This window comes from Tabrizicola fusiformis (genome assembly GCF_013328815.1).
In the GTDB taxonomy this organism is placed as follows: Bacteria; Pseudomonadota; Alphaproteobacteria; order Rhodobacterales; family Rhodobacteraceae; genus Fuscibacter.
The window spans coordinates 178,328-201,554 of sequence record NZ_JABUHN010000004.1; the positions used below are offsets into that span (position 1 = coordinate 178,328).

Consider the following 23,227-nt stretch of genomic DNA (forward strand, 5'->3'; position numbering starts at 1 on the left):
CCGCCCGTTTCCGTCTTACTGATCCAGAAAACTGCGCAGCTTGCGGCTGCGGCTGGGATGTTTCAGCTTGCGCAGCGCCTTGGCCTCGATCTGGCGGATACGCTCGCGGGTCACGCTGAACTGCTGGCCCACCTCTTCCAGCGTGTGGTCGGTGTTCATGCCGATGCCGAACCGCATCCGCAGAACCCGTTCCTCGCGCGGGGTCAGGCTGGCCAGAACCCGGGTGGTGGTTTCCTTCAGGTTTTCCTGAATGGCGGAATCCAGCGGCAGGATGGCGTTGGTATCCTGAATGAAATCGCCAAGCTGGCTGTCTTCCTCATCGCCGATCGGGGTTTCCAGCGAAATCGGTTCCTTGGCGATTTTCATCACCTTGCGGACCTTTTCCAGCGGCATTTGCAGCTTTTCAGCCAGCTCTTCCGGCGTCGGCTCACGGCCGATTTCGTGCAGCATCTGACGGCCGGTGCGCACCAGCTTGTTGATCGTCTCGATCATATGCACCGGGATACGGATGGTGCGGGCCTGATCGGCGATGGACCGGGTGATGGCCTGACGAATCCACCACGTCGCATAGGTCGAGAATTTATAGCCGCGGCGGTATTCGAATTTATCGACCGCCTTCATCAGGCCGATGTTGCCTTCCTGAATGAGATCAAGGAATTGCAACCCGCGGTTGGTGTATTTCTTGGCAATCGAGATCACCAGGCGCAGGTTGGCCTCGACCATTTCCTTCTTGGCCTGACGGGCCTCTTTCTCGCCCTTCTGCACCTGATTGACGATGCGGCGGAATTCCGAGATGTCCACGCCCACATAATGGCCGACCTGCGCCATTTCCTCGCGCAGTTCCTCGACCTTCTCGCGGCTCTTCTCGATCAGGGTCTGCCAGCCGCGCCCGGCCTTGGCCGCCATGCGGTCCAGCCAGGTCGGGTCCAGTTCATAGCCCTGATATTCGTCGATGAATTCGCGGCGGTTGATACGGGCGGCGTCGGCCAGCTTCACCATACCCGAGTTGATCGCCATGATCCGCTTGTTGATGCCGTAAAGCTGGTCAATCAGCGCTTCGATCCGGTTGTTGTGCAGGTGAAGCTCGTTCACCAGCACCACGATTTCCGAGCGCAGCTTCTGATAGGCGGTCTCTTCCGAAGCCGAGAAGCGGGTTTTCTCCGACATGGTGGCGGCCATCCGGGCGCGCTGCATTTCGGCCAGCTTGCCATAATCGCGTGCGATCAGGTCCAGCGTTTCCAGAACCTTGGGCTTCAGTGCCGCTTCCATCGCGGCCAGCGACATCGACGCGCCGTCCTCGTCGTCTTCCTCGTCGTCAGCGCGCGACAGGGGATTGCCGTCGGCATCGAGTTCAGGCTCCGAAGCGCCCGACCGGCGCGGCGCCGCATTGGCCAGATCAACGCCTTCAAGGTCCGGTCCGACGATTTCGTCGTCACCGTCCAAGCTGCGGCCAAAGGTGGCCTCAAGGTCGATCACATCGCGCAAGAGGATGTCTTCGGACAGAAGTTCGTCGCGCCAGATGATGATGGCCTGAAAGGTCAGCGGGCTTTCACACAGGCCCGCAATCATCGTGTTGCGGCCGGCCTCGATCCGCTTGGCGATGGCGATTTCGCCCTCGCGGCTGAGGAGTTCGACCGAGCCCATCTCGCGCAGATACATCCGCACCGGGTCATCGGTGCGGTCCAGCGTTTCGGTCGCGGGGCCGACCAGCGCCACCTCGCGCGAGGCGCTGGAGGTTTCGACCAATTCGCCCACCGGCGCCTCGGCCTCGTCGCCCTCATCGTCTTCGACCACGTTGATGCCCATCTCGGACAGCATCGACATGATGTCCTCGATCTGCTCGGACGAGACCTGATCGGGCGGCATGACCGTGTTAAGCTGCTCCATCGTGATGTAGCCGCGCTCGCGCGCGTCGGCGATCATCTTGCGGACGGCGGCCTGGCTCATGTCGAGCGAAACATCGGCCTCATCGGCTTCGGGTTTGCCTTCGTCACTGTCTTTAACGGCCATGAGGGTTCCTTGCGGCGAATCAGAAGGGTCGTGCCGAATCTGTAGCGCGAATCACGGGGAGCGAAAGCCGAATCAGCGTTTTTTCTCCCAGATGCGCCCGTCGATCAGGCGTTGCAGGTGGTTTGACAGGGCGGCGCGGTCTTCGCCCAGGTCATTGGTGTCGTCGGTGGCGATCTTCTCAGCGGCGTTGCGGGCCTCGGCGGCCTTGTGCAGCCGCCATGTCAGCCCCTCATCGCTGAGGCCGGTGATGTCGTCTTGTGCCTCCGCAATCTCGCGCCGCGCCGAACGGCTGGTCTCTAGCTTGGCCAGATCACCGGCCAGACAAAGGGCCGCAAACTCGGCATCCTCGCGGTTGCGAACGGCGGGGGCATTGCGGACGTGGGGTTGCGACATCAGGACGTCAAGGGCAGCGGGCGCCTGCGCAAGGATCTGGTCATGAATGTCGGGCGCATCGGCATGGCGCAGCAAGAGGTTGCGCATGAGGTCATGGCCCTGCCCGTGAAAGTCGATCCGCTCCAGCGGCGTTTCAAAACGGTGGATCAGCACAGGATGGGTGACCAGAGTGGCCAGAACTGCCGCCTCAAGCAAAAGCTCCACCGCTTCTGGCCCCTGCGCCAGCATCGACTGGCGGGTGCCGGGGGTGGCGGGCAGGATGGCATCGCGCGGCTGAAACCGGCCACCGGGGCTGCGCGGCGTGGCGGCAGGGCGGCGGGACGCGCCGAAAAGTTCCCAGCGCAGCGCCTTGATCTCTTCGCCGTAATGGCTGCGGATCGACGGGTCGGCGATGCGGGTCAGCGCGGCGCGCAGGCGCTTGTCCAGTGCCGCCCGGCGCTCGGGGCTGTCGAAGACCTGACCTTCCGTCTCGCGCTGCCACAGAAGGCGCACCATCGGCTGCGCCTGATCCAACACCGCCTGCATCGCCGCAGCCCCCCGCGCCTTGATCAGGTCATCCGGGTCCATGCCGCCGGGCAAGAGGGCAAAGCGCAGGCCCTTGCCCGCCTCAAGCAGCGGCAGCGCAAGGTCGATCACCCGCAGCGCGGCGCGGGTGCCCGCCGCATCGCCATCCAGCGCGATGATCGGCTCATCCGAAATCCGCCACATCAGGCGCAACTGATCCTCGGTGACCGCCGTGCCAAGCGGCGCCACGGCGGCCTTGAACCCGGCTTCGCTGAGGGCGATCACATCCATATAGCCTTCTGCCACGATCAAGGGCTTGCCCTTGCCCGCCGCCTCCCGCGCGGGGCCGTGGTTGAACAGGTTGCGGCCCTTGTCGAAGAGTTCGGTCTCGGGGCCATTCAGGTATTTGGCCCGCGCATTCGGGTCCATCGCCCGGCCGCCAAGGCTGATGGCGCGGCCCCGCCCGTCGCGGATGGGGAAGATGATGCGGTTGCTGAAACGGTCATAGGGCTTGCGGCCGTCGTCGGACTGCGCGCAGACGCCGGAGGCCACGATCAGATCTGGCGCCATGCCCTTTTGCGTCAAGGCGGTGAACAGCGCCTGCCGCGGCTCGGGGCAAAAGCCGATTTCCCAGCGGTCCTGCGCCTCGGGCGAGAGGCCGCGCTTGGCCAGATAGGCCCGGGCATCGGCGGCCGCAGAGGTTTTCAGTTGCAGGCGGAACCATTTGACTGCCTCTTCCATCACCTGCGCAAGTTGGGTGCGCCGGTCGGCCACCTGTGCGGCACGCGGATCGCGGGCGGGCATCGGCATTCCGGCCTCGCGCGCCAGAACCTCGACCGCCTCCATGAAGCCGAGGTTTTCGGTTTCCTTGACGAAGGTCACGGCGTCGCCCTTGGCGTGGCAGCCAAAGCAATAGTAATAGCCCTTGCGGTCATCCACATGGAAAGACGCGGATTTTTCCTGATGGAACGGGCAAGGCGCCCACATGTCGCCCTTGCCCATGTTCGACTTGCGCATGTCCCATGTCACCTTCCGCCCGACGACGGAAGAGAGCGAGACGCGGGTGCGCAATTCGTCAAGGAAGCCGGTTGGCAGGCTCATACGGCAGATATTTCCCTGAAGGTGGAACCGGGGGTTTCACACCCCCGGACCCCCGTGGGATATTTAGGCCAAGATGAAGGGGAGAGTCTATCGCAGGATGTCGCGGGCGATCCGGGCAAAGATCCGCGCGCCAATCGGGGTCAGATCATCTGGGAAGTCGTAATCGGGGTTGTGCAGCGCCGCCATCTCGCCCGCCCCCAGAAACAGCATCGCGCTGCGGGTGGGGGCGGCGCCGAAGCGTCCGAAATCCTCGGAGGCGCGCATCGGCAGGTCTTCGGTGCTGTGGGGGATATGCAGCGCGTCCAGCGCGGCGGCAACGCAGGCGGCGGCCTCGGGGTGATTGACCGAAGCCGCGAAATCGTCGTGGGTCGTGAGGGTCAGCGACAGGCCGTCAGCGGCAGCGGCGGTTTCGGCAAGCATGACCGCCTCGGCCCGCAGGGCGGCCATGGCGCCATCCTCCAGCGTGCGCAGGGTGACCCAAAGCTCGGCCTCGCCCGGCGCAATGCCGAAGGCCGGGGCGCCAAGGCGGGCATGGGTCACCGTGACCAGACGGTAGCCGGGGATCAGCGCCCCGCCCTGCCCCAGCGCCGTCAGCGCCGGGATCAACCGCGACAGCGCCGCGGCCGGCGAGGTGCCGGTTTCCGGCTGGCTGGCATGGGCGGTCTTGCCCGTGAGCGTGATCTTCAGGCCCTGACTGGCGCAGTTGACCACGCCCGGGGCCAGCCGCACCTGCCCAAAGGGCACGCCGGGCAGGTTGTGGATGGCAAAGGCCCAGTCGGGCCGGATCGCGGCAAAGGCGGGGTCGGCGGTGACCGCCGCAGCACCCGAGCCGTCTTCCTCGGCGGGCTGGAACATCAGCACCACCCGCCCCCGCGCCGGGCGCTGCCGCGACAAAAGCCGCCCCAGCGCCATCAGCATGGTCATATGCCCGTCATGGCCGCAAAGATGCCCCTTGCCCGGCAGGGTGGAGCGGTGGGGCGCCACGCTCAGTTCCTCGATCGGCAGACCGTCCAGTTCGGCGCGGAAGAGGACGGTCGGCCCGGGGGCCGCGCCCTGAAACGCCGCCGCCACGCCATGACCACCAAGACCGGTCATCACCTGATCCGGCGCCAGCACTGCCAATGCCGCCACGATACGCGCCGCGGTCGGGCCTTCTTCGCGCGAGACATCGGGAAAGCGGTGCAGGTCACGGCGCAGCGCCGTCAGTTCGGCAATGTCGGCATTGGTCAGCATCAGGTCAGCGCCGCGCGGGCGGCAAGGGCGCGCAGCGCCACCTCAACCTCATGCCAGGCGGTGCGGGCCATCGAGCGGAAGACCATGACCTCGATCACCTCTGCCGCAGGCCGCATCAGCACCGCCTGCATATGGCCAAGCGGCGCGCGGGCGGCATGGCCCACCGGGAAGGTCGCCTCTGACAGGTCCAGCGGCACCAGCCGGGCCAGCGCCTCGGCCCCCGCCGGGCCGGTCAGGCGCAGGGTGGCCCAACCGCCAGACTGATCTGTCACGGCGGCAATGCCCGCCAGATCGGGGGCCGGGCCGCCGATCAGGAACGCCTGCTCGCGGCCCGTCCAGACCAGCCGCAGCCCGTCCTTCTCCACCAGCCGGTTCGGCGCCGGGAAGGTCAGCCCCAGCGGTTTCAGCGCCTTGGCCGCCGCCTTACCCTGCCCCGGGAACAGCGCGACCGATGTGACCGGGCCGGGATCTGCCTCGGCCAGCGTGGTGGTGGCAAGGGTCAGGGCCGCGCGGCCTTCAAGTGCGGTTTTGGCGATGAGTTCAGGCACGCAGCTTCTCCCCTGCCGGATCGTGGAACACCGGGTCGCAGACCTCGGCCAGAACGTCGATGCCGCGCAGGTGATCGACGATCCTGATCAGATCACCATGCCGCGCCCGGCCATTTTTCAGGAAGCCCATGGCCAGCGTCGCCTTCAACGTCACCGACCAGCAGACCGAGGTGACATAGCCTTCGCTCCCCTCACGGTCCACCGTGGCGCCGGGTGTGAAAAGATGCGCCCCGCCAAATGCCGCCACGGCATCGGACAGCTTCAGGCCCACCAACTGCTGCCGCTCGTCCCCTGTCAGGCCGGGACGGGCCGCCATCGCCTTGCCGATGCAGTCCTTCTTCGGGCTGACCATCTTTTCCATGCCGATGTCGAAGGCGGTGGTGCGGCCATGGATCTCGGCATGGGTGATGAAGCCCTTCTCGATCCGCAGCACGTTCAGCGCCTCCATCCCGTAGGGGCCGCCGCCCATCACCTCGGCCTTGGCCAGAAGGTCACGGAACAGCGCCTCGCCATAGCGGGTGGGAACGGCGATTTCATAGCCCTCCTCGCCCGAGAACGAGATACGGAAGAGCCGCGCCTGCACCCCGCCCACCGAAACCGTGCCGCAGGACATGAAGGGAAACCCCTCGACAGGCTGATCGAGAACGGCGTTCAGAAGGGCGCGCGCCTTCGGCCCGGCCACGGCGAATTGCGCCCAGGATTCCGTGACGGAAATCATCCGGAGATCCCAGTCGGCGCAATGCGTCTGGTGGATGAAATCCAGATGCCGCATCACCAGACCCGCCGCTGCCGTGGTGGTGGTGGTCAGGAAGTGATGCTCGCCCAGCCGCGCCGTTGTGCCGTCATCCAGCACAAAGCCATCCTCGCGCAGCATCAGCCCATAGCGGACCTTGCCCACGGGCAACGTGCTGAACGTATTGGTATAAACCAGATCGAGGAAGCGGGCGGCGTCGCGGCCCTGAATGTCGATCTTGCCAAGGGTGGAGACATCCGAGATGCCCACCGCCGCACGCACCATGGCCACCTCGCGGTCGCAAGCCTCGCGCCATGTCTTCTCGCCCGGCTTGGGGAAATAGCTCGGCCGATACCAGAGCCCCGCCTCGATCATCGGCGCGTGGCGGTCGCGGCTGGCCTGATCCGAGGTGGTAAAGCGTTGCGGGGCAAAGCCCATCGCGCGGCCCCCCGCCCCCATTGCGGCGATGGACACCGGCAGATAGGGCGGGCGGAAGGTCGTGGTGCCGGTCTCGGGAATACCGCGCCCGGTGGCATCGGCCAGCACCGCCAGCGCCGCCACGTTCGAGTTCTTGCCCTGATCCGGCGCCATGCCTTGGGTGGTATAGCGCTTCATATGCTCGACCGAGGTGAACCCCTCTTGCGCCGCCAGCTTCACATCCTTCGAGGTGACATCATTGGCAAAGTCGAGCCAGGCCCGCCCCTTGCCCGACACCAGCCACAACGGCTCGTGCCGGTAGGGCGTGCCCTCGGCCCGCGGCAGGGTCACGGCGGGCGCGCTCCGCCCCAGCGCCTCAAGTGCTGCCACCGCCGCCGCATGGCCCGCGGCAAGGCAGGCATGGGTGGTGTAATCGCCATTCACCGCGCCTGCGGTGGTCAGCCCCGGCACCGCCCCGTCCGAAGGCACGAAAGCCGCGATATCCTCGCGCCAGCGCGGGCGCCCGTTCATGTGGCAGGTCAGATGCACCGTCGGGTTCCAGCCGCCCGACATCGCAAGGCAATCGGTCAGAATCTGGAACTGGCCGCCGACATGGGTGCCGCTGATCCGGCTGAGGCCGAGACGGCCCGAAGTATCAGTGATCCGCGCGCCCAGATAGACCGGGCAATCCTCGACCGCGCTGGCATCGGTGCGGCTGTCCAGAATGGCCGCCACCTCGATCCCCGCCGCCATGAGCTGCCGCGCCGTGGCGCGGGCGCCGTCATTGTTGGCAAAGAGGGTCACCCGCTTGCCCGGCACCACGCCCCAGCGGTTGAGATAGGCCCGCACCGCGCCCGCCAGCATGATCCCGGGCCGGTCGTTCATCGGAAAGGCCAGCGGCCGCTCCAGTGCCCCGGCGCAGAGGATCGCGCGGGCGGCAGAGATGCGCCAGAAACATTCGCGCGGCAGATCGGCCCGCGCGGGCAGATGCAGCCCCACCCGCTCCAGCGCGCCGAAGGTGCCATTGTCATAGGCGCCGGTGACGGCGCTGCGCGTCAGGATGCGGACATTGGGCAGGCTGCGCAGCTCCGCCTCGACCGAGGCCACCCAATCCGCCGCCGGGGCACCGTCCAGTTCGGCCTCATCGGCCAGAAGCCGACCGCCCAACTGCCGGTCCTCTTCGGCAAGGATCACCTGCGCCCCGGCCCGCGCCGCCGTCAGCGCCGCCGCGAGGCCCGCAGGCCCGGCGCCGATCACCAGAAGGTCGCAGAAGGCATAGGCTTTTTCATAAGCCCCTTCGTCATGCTTGCCCGAAAGCCGCCCCAAGCCTGCCGCCCGGCGGATCGCCGGTTCATAGATCTTCTCCCAGAAGGCGCGCGGCCACATGAAGGTCTTGTAATAAAATCCCGCCGACAGGAAGGGCGACAGGAAGTCGTTGACCCCCAGCACATCAAAGGCCAGCGACGGGAAGCGGTTCTGGCTCTGTGCGTTCAGCCCCTCGAAAATCTCCTGCACGGTGGCGCGGACGTTCGGCGTCTGATTGGTGGCACCCACCACCTCGACCAGCGCGTTCGGCTCTTCGCTGCCCGCCGTCAACACCCCGCGCGGGCGGTGATATTTGAAACTGCGGCCCATCAGCCGCACGCCATTGGCCATCAGCGCCGAAGCCAGCGTATCGCCCTGATAGCCCTGAAACGACCTGCCATCGAAGCGAAAGCTGACGGGGCGTGAGCGGTCAACCTGACCCTTGCCAAGAATCCTCATGCGGCGGGCCCCTTCTTGCGCTCGGCCACCAGTTCGGTTGCCAGAATCTCATGGCTGACGGTGTTGCGGGTGACCCGCAGCCACTGGGCGCAGCCGGTCTCGTGATACCAAAGGTCGCGCGTCACACCGGCGGGGTTGTCACGCAGATGCAGATGGTCGTCCCAGGCGTCGATCCCGGCATCGGGGCCGGGGCGGTTCAGGTAATCCTCAGATCCGTAATAATAAAACTCACGCCGGTCGCGGGGGCCGCAGAGGGGGCAGGTCAGGCGCATGTCGGAAACCTCACGGCAGAACGGAACGGAAGAAAGGGGCGCTGCCCCTCGGCCCTTGCGGGCTTCACCCCGGGATATTTGGACCAAGATGAAAGCGCTGCCGGTTTCATCTTGGCAAAAATATCCCCGCCGGAGGCTTCGACGGCGATGCAATGCGGACAGGTTGCGCGTGTCATCCTGGCCTCAATGCAGGTTGTGCTGGCTGCCGGTGCCTTCCTCGTCGAGGATCTGGCCGGTGCGGAAACGGTCAAGGCGGAAGCGTTTGGCGACCTCATGCGGGGTATCGGTGGCCATCAGATGCGCCATGCACCAGCCGCTTGCCGGCACAGCCTTGAAGCCGCCGTAGTTCCAGCCGCAATCCAGATAGAGCCCCTCGATATTGGTCTTGTCGATGATCGGGCTGCCGTCCGGCGTCATGTCCATGATGCCGCCCCAGGACCGCAGCACCTTGGCGCGGCCGATCATCGGCATCAGCGTCATGCCTGCTTCCATCACATGCTCGACCATCGGCAGGTTGCCCCGCGCGGCATAGCTGGCGTAGAAATCAAGGTCGCCGCCGAAGACCAGCCCGCCCTTGTCGGACTGGCTGATATAGAAATGCCCCATGCCGAAGCTGATCACATGGTCGATCACCGGCTTCAGCCCCTCGGTCACGAAGGCTTGCAGGATGTGGCTTTCCACCGGCAGGCGCATACCCGCCATCGCCGCAACCAGCCCCGAGCGGCCCGCCGCCACCATGCCGACCTTCTTGGCGCGGATCGCGCCGCGCGTGGTCTGCACGCCTTTGACCACCCCGTTCTCGATGTCGATGCCGGTCACTTCGCAATTCTGGATCAGATCGACGCCCAGCCGGTCGGCGCCGCGGGCATAGCCCCAGGCCACCGCATCATGCCGGGCCGAGCCGCCGCGGGGGTGCAGAAGGCCGCCATAGATCGGGAAGCGGGTGTTGTCGAAATCGAGATAGGGCAGCAACTCGCGCACGCCCTCGCGGTCCAAGAGAACCGCATCATCGCCCTGATTGATCATCATGTTGCCGCGCCGAGCAAAGGCATCGCGCTGACCGTCGGAATGGAACAGGTTGATCAGCCCGCGCTGCGAATGCATCACGTTGTAGTTCAGTTCGGCCTCGAGCCCTTCCCAGAGCTTCAGGCTGTGCGAATAGAACTCGGAATTGCCGGGCAGGAAGTAATTGGCGCGCACGATCGTCGTGTTGCGCCCGATGTTGCCGCTGCCCAGATAGCCCTTCTCCAGCACCGCGATGTTGCGCAGCCCGTGGTTCTTGGCAAGGTAATAGGCGGTGGACAGGCCATGCCCGCCGCCGCCGATGATCACCGCATCATATTCGGCCTTGGGGGCGGGATCGCGCCAGGCGGGCTTCCACCCCTTGTTGCCAAAGAGACCTTCGGTGATGACCTTCAAGCCGGAGTAGCGCATCCGAAACGACCTTTCCCTGACCCGGCCATCAAACCGGGACATGCGCGGTTATTCAAGAGCGGACGGCAAAATCCTTGGTCGCCTGCGACGAAAGATGTCGCATCCGGCGCAGGCCAGCGAATTTCCGCAACATCCGGGCGCTGGCGCTTCCCTCTCCCCGGCGGGGAGAGGGTCAGGGTAAGGGGGGTTACAGCCCCTTGGAGCGATAGGTCTTTGCCACCCGGTCGATCGAGACGATATAGGCGGCGGTCCGCAGATCCTCGACCTCGGAGCGCCCGTGCCAGACCTCGCGCATCGACTGATAGGCGGTGCGCATCGTGTCATCCAGACCCGACCGCACCAGCGCCAGCTCGTCCGAGCCTTGCAGGAACTTCTGCTTGAAATCGGCAGAGAGCGTCCAGCCAAGGTTCTTGTCGGCACTCAGCCGTTCCAGCTCTTCGACCAGCAGGCGCGACCGCCCTTCCTCGGCCCGCCGCTGCATCCGGCCAAAGCGGATGTGCGACAGGTTCTTGACCCATTCGAAATAGCTGACCGTGACGCCCCCGGCATTGGCATACATGTCGGGAATGATCACCGCGCCCTTCTCGCGCAGGATTTCATCGGCGCCAAAGGTGATCGGGCCGTTCGCCGCCTCGACGATCAGCGGCGCCTGGATGTTGGCCGCATTGCCCTTGTGGATCACCCCCTCGAGCGCGGCGGGGATCAGGATGTCACAGGCCAGTTCCAGCGCCGCCGCGCCATCGGCCATGTAGCTGCCATAGGGGAAGCCCTTGACCGATCCCTGATTGCGCCCCATCCACTGGCGCAGTTCCTCGATATTGATGCCCTCGGGGTCCACCACCGCGCCGTCGCGCTCGGCCACGGCGATGATCTTGGCGCCATCCTCTTCCGACAGGAATTTGGCGGCGTGGTAGCCTACATTGCCAAGGCCCTGCACCACCACCTTCTTGCCCTCAAGCCCGCCGGACAGGCCGGCGCGGGCCACATCCTCGGCATGGCGGAAGAATTCCCGCAGGGCGAATTGCACCCCCCTGCCCGTCGCCTCGACCCGGCCCTGAATACCGCCCGCATGGGGCGGCTTGCCGGTGACGCAGGCTTTGGCGTTGATGTCGGTGGTGTTCATCCGGGCGTATTGATCGGCGATCCAGGCCATTTCCCGTTCGCCCGTGCCCATGTCGGGGGCGGGCACGTTCTGCGCCGGGTTGATCAGGTCGCGTTTGATCAGCTCATAGGCAAAGCGGCGGGTGATCTGTTCCAGCTCATGCTCGTCCCATTCGCGCGGGTCGATGCAGAGCCCGCCTTTCGAGCCGCCGAACGGCGCCTCGACCAAGGCGCACTTATAGGTCATCAGCGCCGCCAGCGCCTCTACCTCGTCCTGATGCACCGACAGCGCATAGCGGATGCCGCCCTTGACCGGCTCCATATGTTCCGAATGCACCGAGCGATAGCCGGTGAAGGTCTTCATCGCGCCACGCAACCGCACCCCGAACCGCACGGTGTAGGTGGAGTTGCAGACCCGGATCTTCTCCTCAAGCCCCGGACTCAGATCCATCAGGGCGGTTGCCCGCCGGAACATCAGATCGACCGATTCCCGAAAGCTCGGTTCACCTGTCACGTTCATGCCTTTTCTCCCTGTCCGGCATTCGGATGCACAGAGATTAGGCGGTTTGATTAACCAAATCACCAACGAACTCCGGGCAATCTGGCCGGTTTTTCGCCATGAAGTGATTCGGATTAGGGCAATTCGGGCAGGGATGCGGCGCCGGATGCCGGGTTTTGCCGTGATTACCGTTGCCCCGGCGCAGACAATGAATGCTGCCGCTGGCGAGTGTTTCCGGCCCCCCGGGTTATGCCCCGCCTCTGCCGCCTCTGCCACAATTTTGCCTTAACTTCTGGGCAGTCCGATGGCGGGGGTATGACGATTTTGCGGACGGTTAACAGCCGGACGCCTTCCGAGGTAGGCTGCCATGACTGCATTTCCCCCCCGTCGCCCTCTCGCGGCACTGGCGCGTTTCACAAGGGACGAAGGCGGTTCGCTGATCGTCTTTGCGCTGGTGCTGTTCCTGCTGATGGCCATGATGGGCGGTGTCGCGCTGGATGTGATGAAGCGCGAGGCGCGGCAGACCGCGCTGATGAACACGCTTGACCGCGCCACGCTGGCCGCCGCCGCGCTGACCCAGGATCTCGACCCGGAAAGCGTGGTGCGGGACTATGTGAACAAGTCGGGCCTTGGCGTTGACCTTCAGGAAATCACCGTGGTGCAAAGCGTCAACGGCCGTTCGGTTGCGGCCAAGGGCGTAGTGGACAGCAATCCGCTGTTCCTGCATCTCATCGGCATCGACAAGTTCGATGCCATCGGCGGCTCGGCCGCCGAACAGCGCATCACCAATGTCGAAATCGTGCTGGTGCTGGACGTCTCCGGTTCGATGTCGGGGGCCAAGATCGCCAATCTGCGCACCGCTGCCTCGGAATTCGTGCAGACGGTTCTGGCCGGCGACACCGACAACCGGGTGTCGATCACCATCGTTCCCTATAATGCGCAGGTGAACCTCGGCCCGGTCTTGCGGGCGAAATACAATGCGGCCAACCAGCATGGCGTGGCCAATGTGAACTGCCTTGAGCTGCAATCCACGCTTTACGGCGCACCGGGCATCAGCCGCACCACCTCGATCCCGATGGCGGCCTTTGCCGATGTGACCAACGGCACCAACCAGACCACCTCTTATGTCGCGTGGAACAACAGCTCTTATGCGACGATGCTGACCTCGGCGCCTTTCTGCCGGAACGAGACGCGCAACATCGTCCGGCTGCCCTCGAACAACGTGGCCACCCTGCAAAGCCAGATCAACGCGCTGCAGGCGGGGGGCAACACCTCGATCACGCTGGGGATGAAATGGGGGGTGGCGCTGCTCGACCCGACAGCGCGCGGCATGTATTCCGAACTGATCGCCGCCAACCAGATCCCAGCCTATTACGAAGGCCGCCCCTATGACTATACCGATACCGAGGCGATGAAGGTCGTCGTGCTGATGACGGATGGTGAGCATGTGGCGCACAACCGGATCAATGACGATTACAAGACCGGCACCTCGCCGATCTACCGCTCGACCGGCGACGGCAATTATTCGATCCGCTTCACCACCGGGCGGCCGGCGGCGGCGGGCACCAACCAGTATTGGGTGCCGCATCTGTGCGTCTCGAACGCCTGCATGACCGGCAGCAATGTGGCCGAAGGATGGCGCGCGACGCCGTGGAACTCGGGCGCGGGCGTGACGCAACAAACCTGGCAGCAAGTCTGGGCCGGACAGCGGTTGTCCTGGGTGGCATGGCAGCTTTACGCCCGCGCGCTCGGCACCAGTTCCAGCGCCCGCAGCACGCAATACAACAACGCCATCAACCTGCTGTCCTCGACCTATGCCGCTGTCAACACCATGAACAGCTCGTTGCAGACCTCGTGCAATCAGGCCAAGGCAAATGGCGTGATTGTATACGGGATTGCCTTCGAGGCGCCGACGAATGGCCAGCAGCAAATCTCTGGTTGCGCTTCCTCGCCAGCGCACTACTTTGACGCGCAGGGGCTGGAAATTCAGACCGCCTTCCGCACCATCGCCAATTCGATCAGCCAGTTGCGGCTGACGCAATAGGTGCCGCGATGCAGGTGTGGAATCCGCCCGCGCCGCCCGCCAGACTGCCCCGCTCCGGCGGGGCGGGAACGGCGGTATATGGCGAAAAATCCGCCGAAACGCCGCGTCAAACGCCCAGCGACAGGGCAAAGGACGCAATGCGCACCAGTTTTCGCCACAATAACGCCAGACCCCTGAACCAGTTTCGCATCCTGAATAGGTCTCTCGTCCCGATCGGCGGGAGCAGGAGTGTGAGCAATGGTAGTGTTTGGTTTGATCGGCCGTGCCCTGGCACGCGCCCCGCAACGTCAAAGAGCCTCCAGCCTCTGGCGGGACGAATCGGGCAACCTTGTGGTTTTTGCCCTCTGCCTTTTCATTGCCATGACTATGTTCGGCGGACTTGCGGTGGACGTCATGCGCTATGAAACCGTCCGCACCAAGCTGCAGAACACGCTTGACCGCTCAACCCTTGCCGCCGCCTCGCTGACGCAGGACATGGACGCCGAAACGGTGGTCAATGAATATTTCGAGAAGGCGCAGCTTTCGCAATATCTGACCGGGGTGAACGTCGATGAAGGCATCAACTACCGTCAGGTGACGGCCGATGCTTCGGCGGCCACCAATCCCATCTTCACCCATCTGATCGGCCTGACCGAAATGGATGCCCCGGGCCATTCGATGGCCGAGCAGCGCATCACCAATGTTGAAATCGTTCTTGTGCTGGACGTCTCCGGCTCGATGGCCAGCAACAGCCGTCTGGTGAACCTCAAGGCGGCGGCCAAGGAATTCATCGACACCGTGCTGTCCAGCGACGGCGAAGACCGCATCTCGATCGCCATAGTGCCGTTCAACGGCCAGGTGAACCTTGGTCCCGTGCTGCGCGCGAAATTTGCCGTGACCGACGGGCCGAACGTGACCAACGTCGATTGCGTCGATCTGCCCTCTTCGACCTATAACACGCTGGCGATGCCGACGACCACGTCGATGCCGATGACGGCCTATGCCGACAGCTACAGCACGACGAACCAGTCCACCTCGCACACGGCGCCCAGCAACACCAGCTATGCCACGATCAACACTGCCAACGTCTGGTGCCCGGCCTCCAGCGCCAATATCGTGCGGCTGCCGTCGAACGATGCCACCACACTGAAATCGCAGATCGACGGTCTGACCGCGGTGGGCGCCACCTCGATCAACGCCGGAATGCGCTGGGGCACCGCCCTGATCGACCCCACCCTGCGCACGATGTATTCGCAGCTCATCACCGCCGGCAAGATCGACTCCACCTGGAGCGGACGCCCCTACGACTATACCGATGACGAGGCGATGAAGATCATCATCCTGATGACCGACGGCGAGCATTTTGCCGAAGAGCGCATCAACTCGGGTTATCGCAGCGGCCTGTCGCCGATCTACAAATCCACCGGCGACGGCAATTATTCGATCCGCTTCACCTCGGGCCGCCCGGCCAAGGCGGGCACCAACGAATATTGGGTGCCCCATCTCTGCACCTCGAGCAACTGCACCAGCGGCTCGGATGTTTCGAGCGGGTGGAAGTCCACGGCGTGGAACTCGGGCTCGGGCGTGGTGCAGCAGACCTGGCCGCAGGTCTGGTCGGCCCTGCGCGTGACCTATGTCGCCTGGAACCTTTATGGCCGTGCCCTTGGCACCACCTCTTCGACCCGGACCACCGCCTATAACAACGCCATGACGGCCATGCGCACCCAGACCGAGACATCGGCCATGGACACGCAGTTGCAAAAGATCTGCACGCTGACCAAGAACCAGAAGACCACCGTCTACGGCATTGCCTTCGAGGCCCCCTCCAACGGCCAGACCCAGATTGCCGCCTGCGCTTCGTCGCCCGCGCATTACTTCAACGCCAGCGGGTTGCAGATCAAGACCGCCTTCCGTGCCATTGCCAGCAATATCAGTCAGTTGAGGTTGATCCAATGATCCGCGCCCTGCTTGCCCCGTTCCGGCGCTTCCTTGCGGGCGAAAAGGGCACCGCCTCGCTGGAATTCGTGATTTCCGTGCCGATCCTGATGGTGATCTTCTGCGCCTCGTTCGAAAGCGGGCTGTTGATGATGCGCTCTATCCTGCTGGAGCAGGCCGTGGACCGCACCATGCGCGAATTGCGTCTGGGCCATTACCCGCTGCCGACCTCGGCCCTTCTGAAAGAGGAAATCTGCGCGCGCGGGGTGATCTTGCAGAATTGCGAAGACAACATCACCATCGAGCTGGTCCGCATCAGCACCTCGACCTGGGCCGTGCCGACCAGCAATATCCAATGCGTGGACCGCGACGAAGATATCGACCCGGTTCTGGCGTTGCAGATCGGCCAACAGAACGACGTGATGCTGGTCCGCATCTGCGTGATCCAGGATGCCCTGTTCCCGAACATGGCGATCGGGGCGCAGATGCCGCTGGATGGCCGCGACGGCTATGCGTTGATCACCACCTCGGCCTTCGTCACCGAGCCGACCTGAGGAGAGGGCGCCATGACATTCCTTCGCCGCCTGCTGCGCCGTTTCGGACAGGACGAAAGTGCCACGATCATGGCCGAGGCCGTGCTGGTGCTGCCGTTCATGCTGTGGTCCTATCTGGGCCTCTTCGTCTACTGGGACTCGTTCCGGGTGATGAACAAGGTCCAGAAGGCCAGCTATACCATCTCGGACATGATCTCGCGCGAGATGGTGACGATCAACGACGCCTATATCACCGGCATGGACACGCTGATGGAATCGCTGATCGACCGCGATCAGAACGTCAGCCTGCGGGTCAGTTCGGTCACCTGGTCGCAACTGCGCAACCGTTTTGAAATCCACTGGTCGCGCAGCACCGATGCCACCGGACTGCCGCCGCTGACGACGACGACGCTGCAACTGCTCAAGGACAGCATCCCCGACATGTCGGACGGCGACTATGTGGTGATCGTCGAAACCCGGGTGGGCTATGAGCCGGCCTTCGACGTGGGCATGGATGCCCAAACGCTGGCGCAGTTCATCGTGACCCGCCCGCGCTTTGTGCCCAAGGTGTGCCTCTCGGGCGTGACCTGCTCCTGACCCGGCTTCTGTGCGACAACGCACAGAGACTGCGGGCGGCGGCGGCGTTGCCGCCTGCGCCACGACGCCCTACCTTGGCGTCATCGCAGAACAGGAGAGCGCCATGTCGATCCGTCCCGTTGCCAGCCAGTCCCACGCTCGTCCCGCCGTCGAAGGCGCGGGCGTCAACCTCCACCGTGCTTTCGGCTTTTCCGAGCCCGAGCGGATGGACCCCTTCCTGATGTTCGACGACTTTCGCGGCGATCACCCGCGCGACTATACCGCCGGGTTCCCGTGGCACCCGCATCGCGGGATCGAGACGATCACCTATGTTCTGGCCGGATCGGTCGAACATGGCGACAGTCTGGGCAATCGTGGCACGCTCAAGGGCGGCGATGTGCAATGGATGACCGCCGGGTCCGGCATCCTGCATCAGGAAATGCCCAAGGGCAACGCGCAGGGCCAGATGCACGGCTTTCAGCTTTGGGCCAACCTGCCGCGCGACCTCAAGATGACCAAACCGCGCTATCAGGACGTGAAGGCCCATGACATCCCCGAAATCCTTGAGGATGACGGCACCGTGGTCAAGGTCGTCACCGGCGAGTTCTGGGGCCGCAAGGGGCCGGTCGATGGCATCGCCGCCGATCCGCTCTACCTCGACATCTTCGTGCCCGAGGGGCGGCGCAAGACCTTTGCCATCGACACAAGGCGCAAGGCTTTCGCCTATGTCTTTCAGGGTGCGGGCCGTTTTGCCGATGCCGCCCATCCGCGCGGCGTGCTGCTTGAGAAAGAGGTCGGCGGCGAAGAGGTGAACATCCGCGACCTGTCGGGCAACCGCACGCTGGTTGAATTCGGCGCGGGCGATGAGGTGCAGGTGACGGCGGGCCCGGACGGCGTGCGCTTCCTGCTGGTGGCCGGGGCGCCCATTCAGGAGCCGGTGGCCTGGCACGGGCCGATCGTGATGAACACGCGGGCCGAACTGGAAACCGCGATGCGCGAATTGCGCAACGGCACCTTCATCAAGCCCGCGCATTGACGAAACGGCGGGCCGCGCCCCTGCAAGCAGGGGCGCGGCCCGCCTTCTTTCAGGATATGCCCCTCAGGCCACAGACCTCAGGCCAGCGTGATGTTGACGCGGCGGTTCTGGCGGCCCTTGTTCTCGATCTTGCCGATCTCAACCCGGCCGATTTCGGCGGTGCGGGATACATGGGTGCCGCCGCAGGGTTGCAGATCGACCTGATCGGCGCCCGCGCCGATCCTGACCAGCCGCACCCGCCCCTGCCCCATCGGCGGCATCACCGACAGGGTTTTCACCAGCCCCGGATTGGCCTGCAACTCGGCATCGGTGATCCAGTCATCCGTCACCGCCAGATCGCGCCCGATCAGCGCGTTCAGCGCGGTTTCCAGCGCCGCCACATCGACGGGCGGCTCGGGCATGGCGAAATCCAGCCTGCCCCGCTCGGCGCCGATCTGGCCGCCGGTCACCGGCAAGGGGATGACCACCGATAACAGATGCAGCGCGGTATGCACCCGCATGTGGCGATGGCGGCGGTCCCAGTCGATGCGCTGCATGAGCGGCGCGCCAACCGGCGGCAGGGCCAGCGGCTCTGCCGGGACCAGCGCGATGCCGCCGCCCTCGACCTTGACCGCCGTGGCAATGGTCAGCCGCCCGCCGTCCCATTCCACAAGGCCGCAATCGCCGGGCTGACCGCCGCCCGTGGCGTAGAACACCGTGCGGTCCACCACGATGCCGCCCTCGGGCGTATGGCCGGTCACCCGGCCCGTGGTCTCGCGCAGATAGGCGTCGCTGCGGAACAGGGGTTCGGTCATCATCTCTGTGACTCCGGCTCGGATTTGGGGTCGGATTTGGCCTTGCGATGCAGCAGGGTCGCGGGTGGCGGCGCCAGCAGGGCCGCCACGGCATCTTCATGCTGGCGGGCCTCTTCGGCCTTTTCGGCCTCGGCTGCGGCAGTGTCGGCCTGACGTTGCAGGAAATCGCGGTGGGCATTGCTGAACACAATGCCCTCGGCGCCAAAGCGGGCGGCGATCTGGTGGTTGATCTCGCTGCGCACCGCCACCTGAAAGTTCACGTCGCGCAGGATCACCCGGATTTCAAAGTTCATCGTCTCGCCGGTGAAGCCCATCAGCGCCACCACCGGCGGCGGGTTGAGGATGGCCAGAGGCTGCGCCTCGGCAATCTCTTGCAGGATCTTCTCCACCCGGCGGCTGTCGGCGGTGAAGGGCACCGTCACCGGCACCACCAGACGGCCCGAGCGGTTGAACCGCGTCCAGTTCGTGACGCGACCCGAAATCAGGTCGCTGTTGGGCACGATCACATCGGCACGATCAAAGGTCTGGATGCGGGTGGACCGCACCGAGATCGACTTGACGATGCCCGAGGTGGTGCCGACCTCGATCCAGTCGCCCTCGCTGACCGGGCGTTCGACCAAGAGGATGATGCCGGACACAAAGTTCGACACCACGGTCTGAAGGCCGAAACCGATGCCGACCGACAGTGCCCCGGCAACGATGGCCAGACCGGAAAGGTCGATCCCGGCAGCATTGATCGCCACCAGCCCCGACAGGAATATCCCGCCATAGCCGACACCCGAAACCACCGCATTCTGCCCGCCCTGATCCAGCGAGGTGCGCGGCAGGATCGAGGATTTCAGCCCCCCCTGAAACATCCGCGTCAGCGTATAGCCGATGGCGAAGATCACCGCGAAAATCAGGAAGTTGGAGGGCGAGATATGGGTGCCGCCAAGGCTGAACCCTTCGCGGAAGCGGGTCCAGATTTCGGTGATGTCGGCGGCACGCGCGCCCCAGATCAGCGCGAAAAGCGGAACCGACAGGAAGATCAGCAGGAAATTCGCCAGCACCGGCACCAGCGCATCGCCGGGATTGCCGGTGGTCTTCATCACCATGGCATAGAGGTCTTCGATCAACCCCTGCAAAATCAGGATCAGCCCGATCAGCGCAAGGCTCAACATCGCCGGATAGGTCAGCGCCGCCGCGGCCTGCACATAGCCGATCGCGGCCAGCACCGGCCCCAGCACGCCCACCACCATCACGCCGCGGCCCAGCACGCCCAGCAGACGGGTGCCATAGGCTTGCGCCTCGTTCTCGCGCAGAGTGGCATCGGCATGGCGGCGCAAAAGCTGCCCCATCCGCACCAGAAGCAGCCCCGAAAGCGCAAGACCCGGGAAAGAGGTCACGGCGGTCGTGCCCTCGGAATAGCTCTGGCTGTCCATCGCGGCGAACCGCAGATCGTCCAGCCCCAGCAAAAGCCCCATCAGCACCGCGTTATAGCGCGCCTCGGCCCGCCGCTCGGGCGGCAGGTTCAGCGGCCCGGCGATGGTGCCGCGCGGAAAGACCCGGCCTGCCAGCCACGACGCCAGAATGACCGGCGTGGTGATGTCGGGCAGCGCCTCGATGATCTGGGTGCCCACGACGCCCAGCATCTCGGTCGAGATCAGCGCGGCGGCCAAGAGGATGACCCCCACCACCGGCACCACGATTTCGCCCAAGGACAGGATCAGTGCCCAGACCCGCTGCCCGCGCACCGAACCGCGTTCCTGCATCCGCTGCGCCATGCGGCCCACCCAGCGGCGGCCATAGCCGATCAGCCCCGCCGCCACGAGTAAAAGCGCGACGATCACCGGCAGATTGCCGGTAAAGGCTTTGCGTGCCAGCTTGTTGGCCCATTTCTCGGCAAGCTCGTCCCAAAGCCGCACCCCGGTATCGGTCAGACCGATCACCGCTTCGGGCCAGTTGGCCGGGTTGATCGGCGAAGGCCAGAGCGTCAGCAGCGCTGCCGCCTGCCGGTCGCGCAGCACGCGGTCGATCTCGCGGATCAGCCCATCGGCGCGGCTATAGGCTTCTTCGGCGGCGATGCCGGGGGCTTGCAGGGTGACGAGTTGTTCGGTCAGGTCATGGCGGCGGTTGGCCAGTTCGACCACTTCGGTCTGACCCTCGGCCGGGGCCGGGCCAAGGGCGGCGATTTGGGTGCGCAGCGTGGCGATGCGGGCGGAATTGGCGCTTTGCGCGCCCTGCAACGCCTCGCGCCAATCCACCAGTTGCGCCCGCAGATGCTCCAGCGACACTTCCGAAGCATTGGGGTCGCTGATGGCGGCCTCGGCCCGTTTGGCCATCAGATCCCAGGCGGCATAATCCAGCGTGGTGGCGCCGCCGCGGTCTTCATCGCTGGCGGGGCGGCCATTGACCGGGCCGGGCGGCGCGTCCGCCTCGACCAGCGGTTTGGTGCCGGGCCGGGGCATCAGCGCCCCGGTCTCGTCCACCTGACGACCGGGCTCCTGTGCCTGCAACACCGGCGCCATGAAAAGAAGGGCGCCAAGGATCAGCGCCCAAAGCAGCCCCGCCCGGGCGCAGCGCGCCGTCATGCGTCTTCGTAGACCGTGGGCAGGCTGCGCGGGCCACGGTCAAGCCAAGCCGGAACCGGCAGGCCCTTTTCCTTGAGGAAGGCCGGGTTGAACAGCTTGGACTGATAGCGGTTGCCGTAATCGCACAGGATGGTGACGATGGTATGGCCCGGCCCCATCTCGCGCGCCATACGGATCGCACCGGCGATGTTGATGCCGGACGAGCCGCCCAGACAGATGCCCTCATCCTCCAGCATCTCGAAGACCAAGGGCAGCGCCTCGGCATCGGGAATGCGATAGCTGAAATCGGGGGTGAACCCTTCCAGATTGGCGGTGATCCGACCCTGCCCGATGCCCTCGGTGATCGAGGTGCCGGGGCTTTCAAACGTGCCATTGGTATAGAAGGAATGCAGCGCCGCGCCCTCGGGGTCGGCCAGACCGATCTTCACGCCCTTGGGCTGCAAGGCCATGCCGACCCCGGCCAGCGTGCCGCCCGAGCCCACGGCGCAGATGAAGCCGTCCACCTTGCCGCCGGTCTGTTCCCAGATTTCCGGGCCGGTGGTTTCGATATGGCTTTGCCGGTTGGCCACATTGTCGAACTGATTGGCCCAGATCGCGCCATTCGGCTCGGTCCGGGCCAGCGCCTCGGCCAGGCGGCCGGAATAGCGCACATAATTGTTCGGGTTCTTGTAGGGCGCCGCCGGAACCTGGACCAGCTCGGCCCCCGCCAGCCGCAGCATGTCCTTCTTTTCCTGAGACTGGGTTTCAGGAATGACGATCACCGTGCGGAACCCCATGCTGGCGCCGACCAGTGCCAGACCAATGCCGGTATTGCCCGCCGTGCCCTCGACAATCGTGCCGCCGGGTTTCAGCGCGCCGCGCGCAATGGCATCGCGGATGATATAAAGCGCCGCGCGGTCCTTGACCGACTGACCGGGGTTCAGAAACTCGCATTTGCCCAGGATGGTGCAGCCGGTCAGCTCGGAGGCCCGCTTCAGTTTCAGAAGCGGCGTGTTGCCGATCGTGTCCGCCAGATCGCTGTGAATCCGCATGTTGGCCCCCTTGGTGTCTCTTCCTCGTTGTGTAGGGGCAAGACAAAGCAAACTCAAGCCGGGGCGCGATTTAGTCGGGTTTCAGCGCCGTCAGACCGTTGCCCGTGCCGTCGCGCTTGGTTTCCAGCCCAAAGCCCAGATCGGCAAAATACAGCCAGCGCCGGGTAAAGCCGCCGTCTTCGCCCAGAAAGGTCGCCTCGACCGGGATCGCGCGATAGGTGCAGCCAGAGAGTTTGGCCTCCATCTCGGGCAGAAAGGTATAGACCGCATCGAACTTGCCCGACCACTCCTGATAGCCCTGTTCCGAACTGTTATCGGTCACGGCGTCAGCGGAAATCCTCGTCTTCCAGCTTTCGCCCGCTTTCGGCACCGGCGGCTTGCCGCGGAATTTCCAGGTCTGCCTTGTGTCGCCGGAACCGATCAGCTCTTCGTCGCTGAAAAAAGAGGTGGTGTTCGTCTCATAGATGCCCAGAAGGGTCTGCCGCTCGTCCGTCCACAGGCCCTTGCCCGCCGCGTAATCGACGTAGATACCGCCGTCCCTTGCCACCACCCGCCCCGCCCGGCCATCGGCCCGCTTGAAGCTGACACCCTTGGCAAGGCTGTTGGCGGTCACACATTCGGCAAGGGCGCCCAGCGGCAGCAGGGTCAGGCAGGCGGCTAGGATGGCATGGCGCATGGGATACTCCGGCAGGGGTTTGGCCCCGACCCTAGCCCGGGCAC

At 64.9% G+C, this 23,227-nt stretch carries 17 protein-coding genes; 5 read left to right on the top strand and 12 right to left on the bottom strand.

Translation table 11 applies throughout. The features are described from left to right. Positions 1–15: 15 nt before the first annotated feature. From rpoD to HS053_RS08045, 8 genes are all read right to left on the bottom strand, one after another. Positions 16–2,010 (bottom strand): RNA polymerase sigma factor RpoD, encoded by a 1,995-nt coding sequence (gene rpoD / locus HS053_RS08010; protein WP_174210701.1) that lies wholly within the window; start codon positions 2,008–2,010, stop codon positions 16–18. 72 nt (positions 2,011–2,082) lie between these two features. Next, positions 2,083–4,008: a DNA primase gene (gene dnaG, locus HS053_RS08015; RefSeq protein ID WP_174210702.1), complete on the bottom strand. Its 1,926-nt coding sequence runs from the start codon at positions 4,006–4,008 to the stop codon at positions 2,083–2,085. A gap of 87 nt (positions 4,009–4,095) precedes the next feature. Next, entirely contained in the window at positions 4,096–5,241 is a 1,146-nt protein-coding gene (locus tag HS053_RS08020) for an amidohydrolase (protein WP_206677594.1), read from the bottom strand. After that, entirely contained in the window at positions 5,241–5,789 is a 549-nt protein-coding gene (locus tag HS053_RS22585) for a sarcosine oxidase subunit gamma family protein (protein WP_174210703.1), read from the bottom strand. The genes HS053_RS08020 and HS053_RS22585 overlap by 1 nt, the downstream gene beginning before the upstream one ends. After that, positions 5,782–8,703, bottom strand: coding sequence for a sarcosine oxidase subunit alpha family protein (locus HS053_RS08030; protein WP_174210704.1), 2,922 nt, complete (start codon positions 8,701–8,703; stop codon positions 5,782–5,784). The genes HS053_RS22585 and HS053_RS08030 overlap by 8 nt, the downstream gene beginning before the upstream one ends. Next, positions 8,700–8,975 (bottom strand): sarcosine oxidase subunit delta, encoded by a 276-nt coding sequence (locus tag HS053_RS08035; RefSeq protein ID WP_174210705.1) that lies wholly within the window; start codon positions 8,973–8,975, stop codon positions 8,700–8,702. Before HS053_RS08035 ends, HS053_RS08030 begins: the two co-directional genes overlap by 4 nt. 183 nt (positions 8,976–9,158) lie before the next feature. After that, on the bottom strand, positions 9,159–10,409 hold the full coding sequence (locus HS053_RS08040) for a sarcosine oxidase subunit beta family protein (protein WP_174210706.1): 1,251 nt from the start codon (positions 10,407–10,409) through the stop codon (positions 9,159–9,161). Positions 10,410–10,596: 187 nt separating this feature from the next. Beyond that, the gene (locus HS053_RS08045; RefSeq protein WP_174210707.1) at positions 10,597–12,030 is read right to left on the bottom strand and encodes a Glu/Leu/Phe/Val family dehydrogenase; all 1,434 of its coding nucleotides are present in this window, start codon (positions 12,028–12,030) and stop codon (positions 10,597–10,599) included. 346 nt (positions 12,031–12,376) lie between these two features. On the opposite strand from HS053_RS08045, the gene HS053_RS08050 reads away from it, so the two are divergent. From HS053_RS08050 to HS053_RS08070, 5 genes are all read left to right on the top strand, one after another. Next, positions 12,377–14,053 carry a vWA domain-containing protein gene (locus HS053_RS08050; RefSeq protein ID WP_174210708.1) on the top strand — a complete coding sequence of 559 codons (1,677 nt, stop codon included), beginning with the start codon at positions 12,377–12,379 and terminating at the stop codon, positions 14,051–14,053. A gap of 237 nt (positions 14,054–14,290) precedes the next feature. Beyond that, positions 14,291–15,988, top strand: coding sequence for a TadE/TadG family type IV pilus assembly protein (locus tag HS053_RS08055; protein ID WP_277817047.1), 1,698 nt, complete (start codon positions 14,291–14,293; stop codon positions 15,986–15,988). Then, positions 15,985–16,521, top strand: coding sequence for a TadE/TadG family type IV pilus assembly protein (locus HS053_RS08060; protein WP_174210710.1), 537 nt, complete (start codon positions 15,985–15,987; stop codon positions 16,519–16,521). Before HS053_RS08055 ends, HS053_RS08060 begins: the two co-directional genes overlap by 4 nt. A gap of 12 nt (positions 16,522–16,533) precedes the next feature. Further along, positions 16,534–17,097, top strand: a complete 564-nt coding sequence (locus tag HS053_RS08065) for a TadE/TadG family type IV pilus assembly protein (RefSeq protein ID WP_174210711.1) — start codon at positions 16,534–16,536, stop codon at positions 17,095–17,097. Positions 17,098–17,200: 103 nt separating this feature from the next. Next, positions 17,201–18,112: a pirin family protein gene (locus HS053_RS08070; protein ID WP_174210712.1), complete on the top strand. Its 912-nt coding sequence runs from the start codon at positions 17,201–17,203 to the stop codon at positions 18,110–18,112. 77 nt (positions 18,113–18,189) lie between these two features. On the opposite strand, the gene HS053_RS08075 is transcribed toward HS053_RS08070, so the two are convergent. The 4 genes from HS053_RS08075 to HS053_RS08090 form a co-directional block, all read right to left on the bottom strand. Then, on the bottom strand, positions 18,190–18,906 hold the full coding sequence (locus tag HS053_RS08075) for an alanyl-tRNA editing protein (RefSeq protein WP_174210881.1): 717 nt from the start codon (positions 18,904–18,906) through the stop codon (positions 18,190–18,192). Beyond that, positions 18,906–21,476 carry a DUF3772 domain-containing protein gene (locus HS053_RS08080; RefSeq protein ID WP_174210713.1) on the bottom strand — a complete coding sequence of 857 codons (2,571 nt, stop codon included), beginning with the start codon at positions 21,474–21,476 and terminating at the stop codon, positions 18,906–18,908. The genes HS053_RS08075 and HS053_RS08080 overlap by 1 nt, the downstream gene beginning before the upstream one ends. Further along, on the bottom strand, positions 21,473–22,507 hold the full coding sequence (locus HS053_RS08085; protein ID WP_174210714.1) for a cysteine synthase A: 1,035 nt from the start codon (positions 22,505–22,507) through the stop codon (positions 21,473–21,475). The genes HS053_RS08080 and HS053_RS08085 overlap by 4 nt, the downstream gene beginning before the upstream one ends. A 70-nt stretch (positions 22,508–22,577) precedes the next feature. Next, positions 22,578–23,183 carry a hypothetical protein gene (locus HS053_RS08090; RefSeq protein WP_174210715.1) on the bottom strand — a complete coding sequence of 202 codons (606 nt, stop codon included), beginning with the start codon at positions 23,181–23,183 and terminating at the stop codon, positions 22,578–22,580. Positions 23,184–23,227: the final 44 nt, after the last annotated feature.

Coding starts and splice junctions, on each gene's coding strand:
- HS053_RS08030 (WP_174210704.1), bottom strand. CDS start 8,703: ATGAGGATTCTTGGCAAGGGTCAGGTTGACCGCTCACGCCCCGTCAGC.
- HS053_RS08075 (WP_174210881.1), bottom strand. CDS start 18,906: ATGACCGAACCCCTGTTCCGCAGCGACGCCTATCTGCGCGAGACCACG.
- HS053_RS08035 (WP_174210705.1), bottom strand. CDS start 8,975: ATGCGCCTGACCTGCCCCCTCTGCGGCCCCCGCGACCGGCGTGAGTTT.
- HS053_RS08090 (WP_174210715.1), bottom strand. CDS start 23,183: ATGCGCCATGCCATCCTAGCCGCCTGCCTGACCCTGCTGCCGCTGGGC.
- HS053_RS08085 (WP_174210714.1), bottom strand. CDS start 22,507: ATGCGGATTCACAGCGATCTGGCGGACACGATCGGCAACACGCCGCTT.
- HS053_RS08020 (WP_206677594.1), bottom strand. CDS start 5,241: ATGCTGACCAATGCCGACATTGCCGAACTGACGGCGCTGCGCCGTGAC.
- rpoD (WP_174210701.1), bottom strand. CDS start 2,010: ATGGCCGTTAAAGACAGTGACGAAGGCAAACCCGAAGCCGATGAGGCC.
- HS053_RS08040 (WP_174210706.1), bottom strand. CDS start 10,409: ATGCGCTACTCCGGCTTGAAGGTCATCACCGAAGGTCTCTTTGGCAAC.
- HS053_RS08045 (WP_174210707.1), bottom strand. CDS start 12,030: ATGAACGTGACAGGTGAACCGAGCTTTCGGGAATCGGTCGATCTGATG.
- HS053_RS08080 (WP_174210713.1), bottom strand. CDS start 21,476: ATGACGGCGCGCTGCGCCCGGGCGGGGCTGCTTTGGGCGCTGATCCTT.
- HS053_RS08065 (WP_174210711.1), top strand. CDS start 16,534: ATGACATTCCTTCGCCGCCTGCTGCGCCGTTTCGGACAGGACGAAAGT.
- HS053_RS08070 (WP_174210712.1), top strand. CDS start 17,201: ATGTCGATCCGTCCCGTTGCCAGCCAGTCCCACGCTCGTCCCGCCGTC.
- HS053_RS08050 (WP_174210708.1), top strand. CDS start 12,377: ATGACTGCATTTCCCCCCCGTCGCCCTCTCGCGGCACTGGCGCGTTTC.
- HS053_RS08055 (WP_277817047.1), top strand. CDS start 14,291: ATGGTAGTGTTTGGTTTGATCGGCCGTGCCCTGGCACGCGCCCCGCAA.
- HS053_RS08060 (WP_174210710.1), top strand. CDS start 15,985: ATGATCCGCGCCCTGCTTGCCCCGTTCCGGCGCTTCCTTGCGGGCGAA.
- dnaG (WP_174210702.1), bottom strand. CDS start 4,008: ATGAGCCTGCCAACCGGCTTCCTTGACGAATTGCGCACCCGCGTCTCG.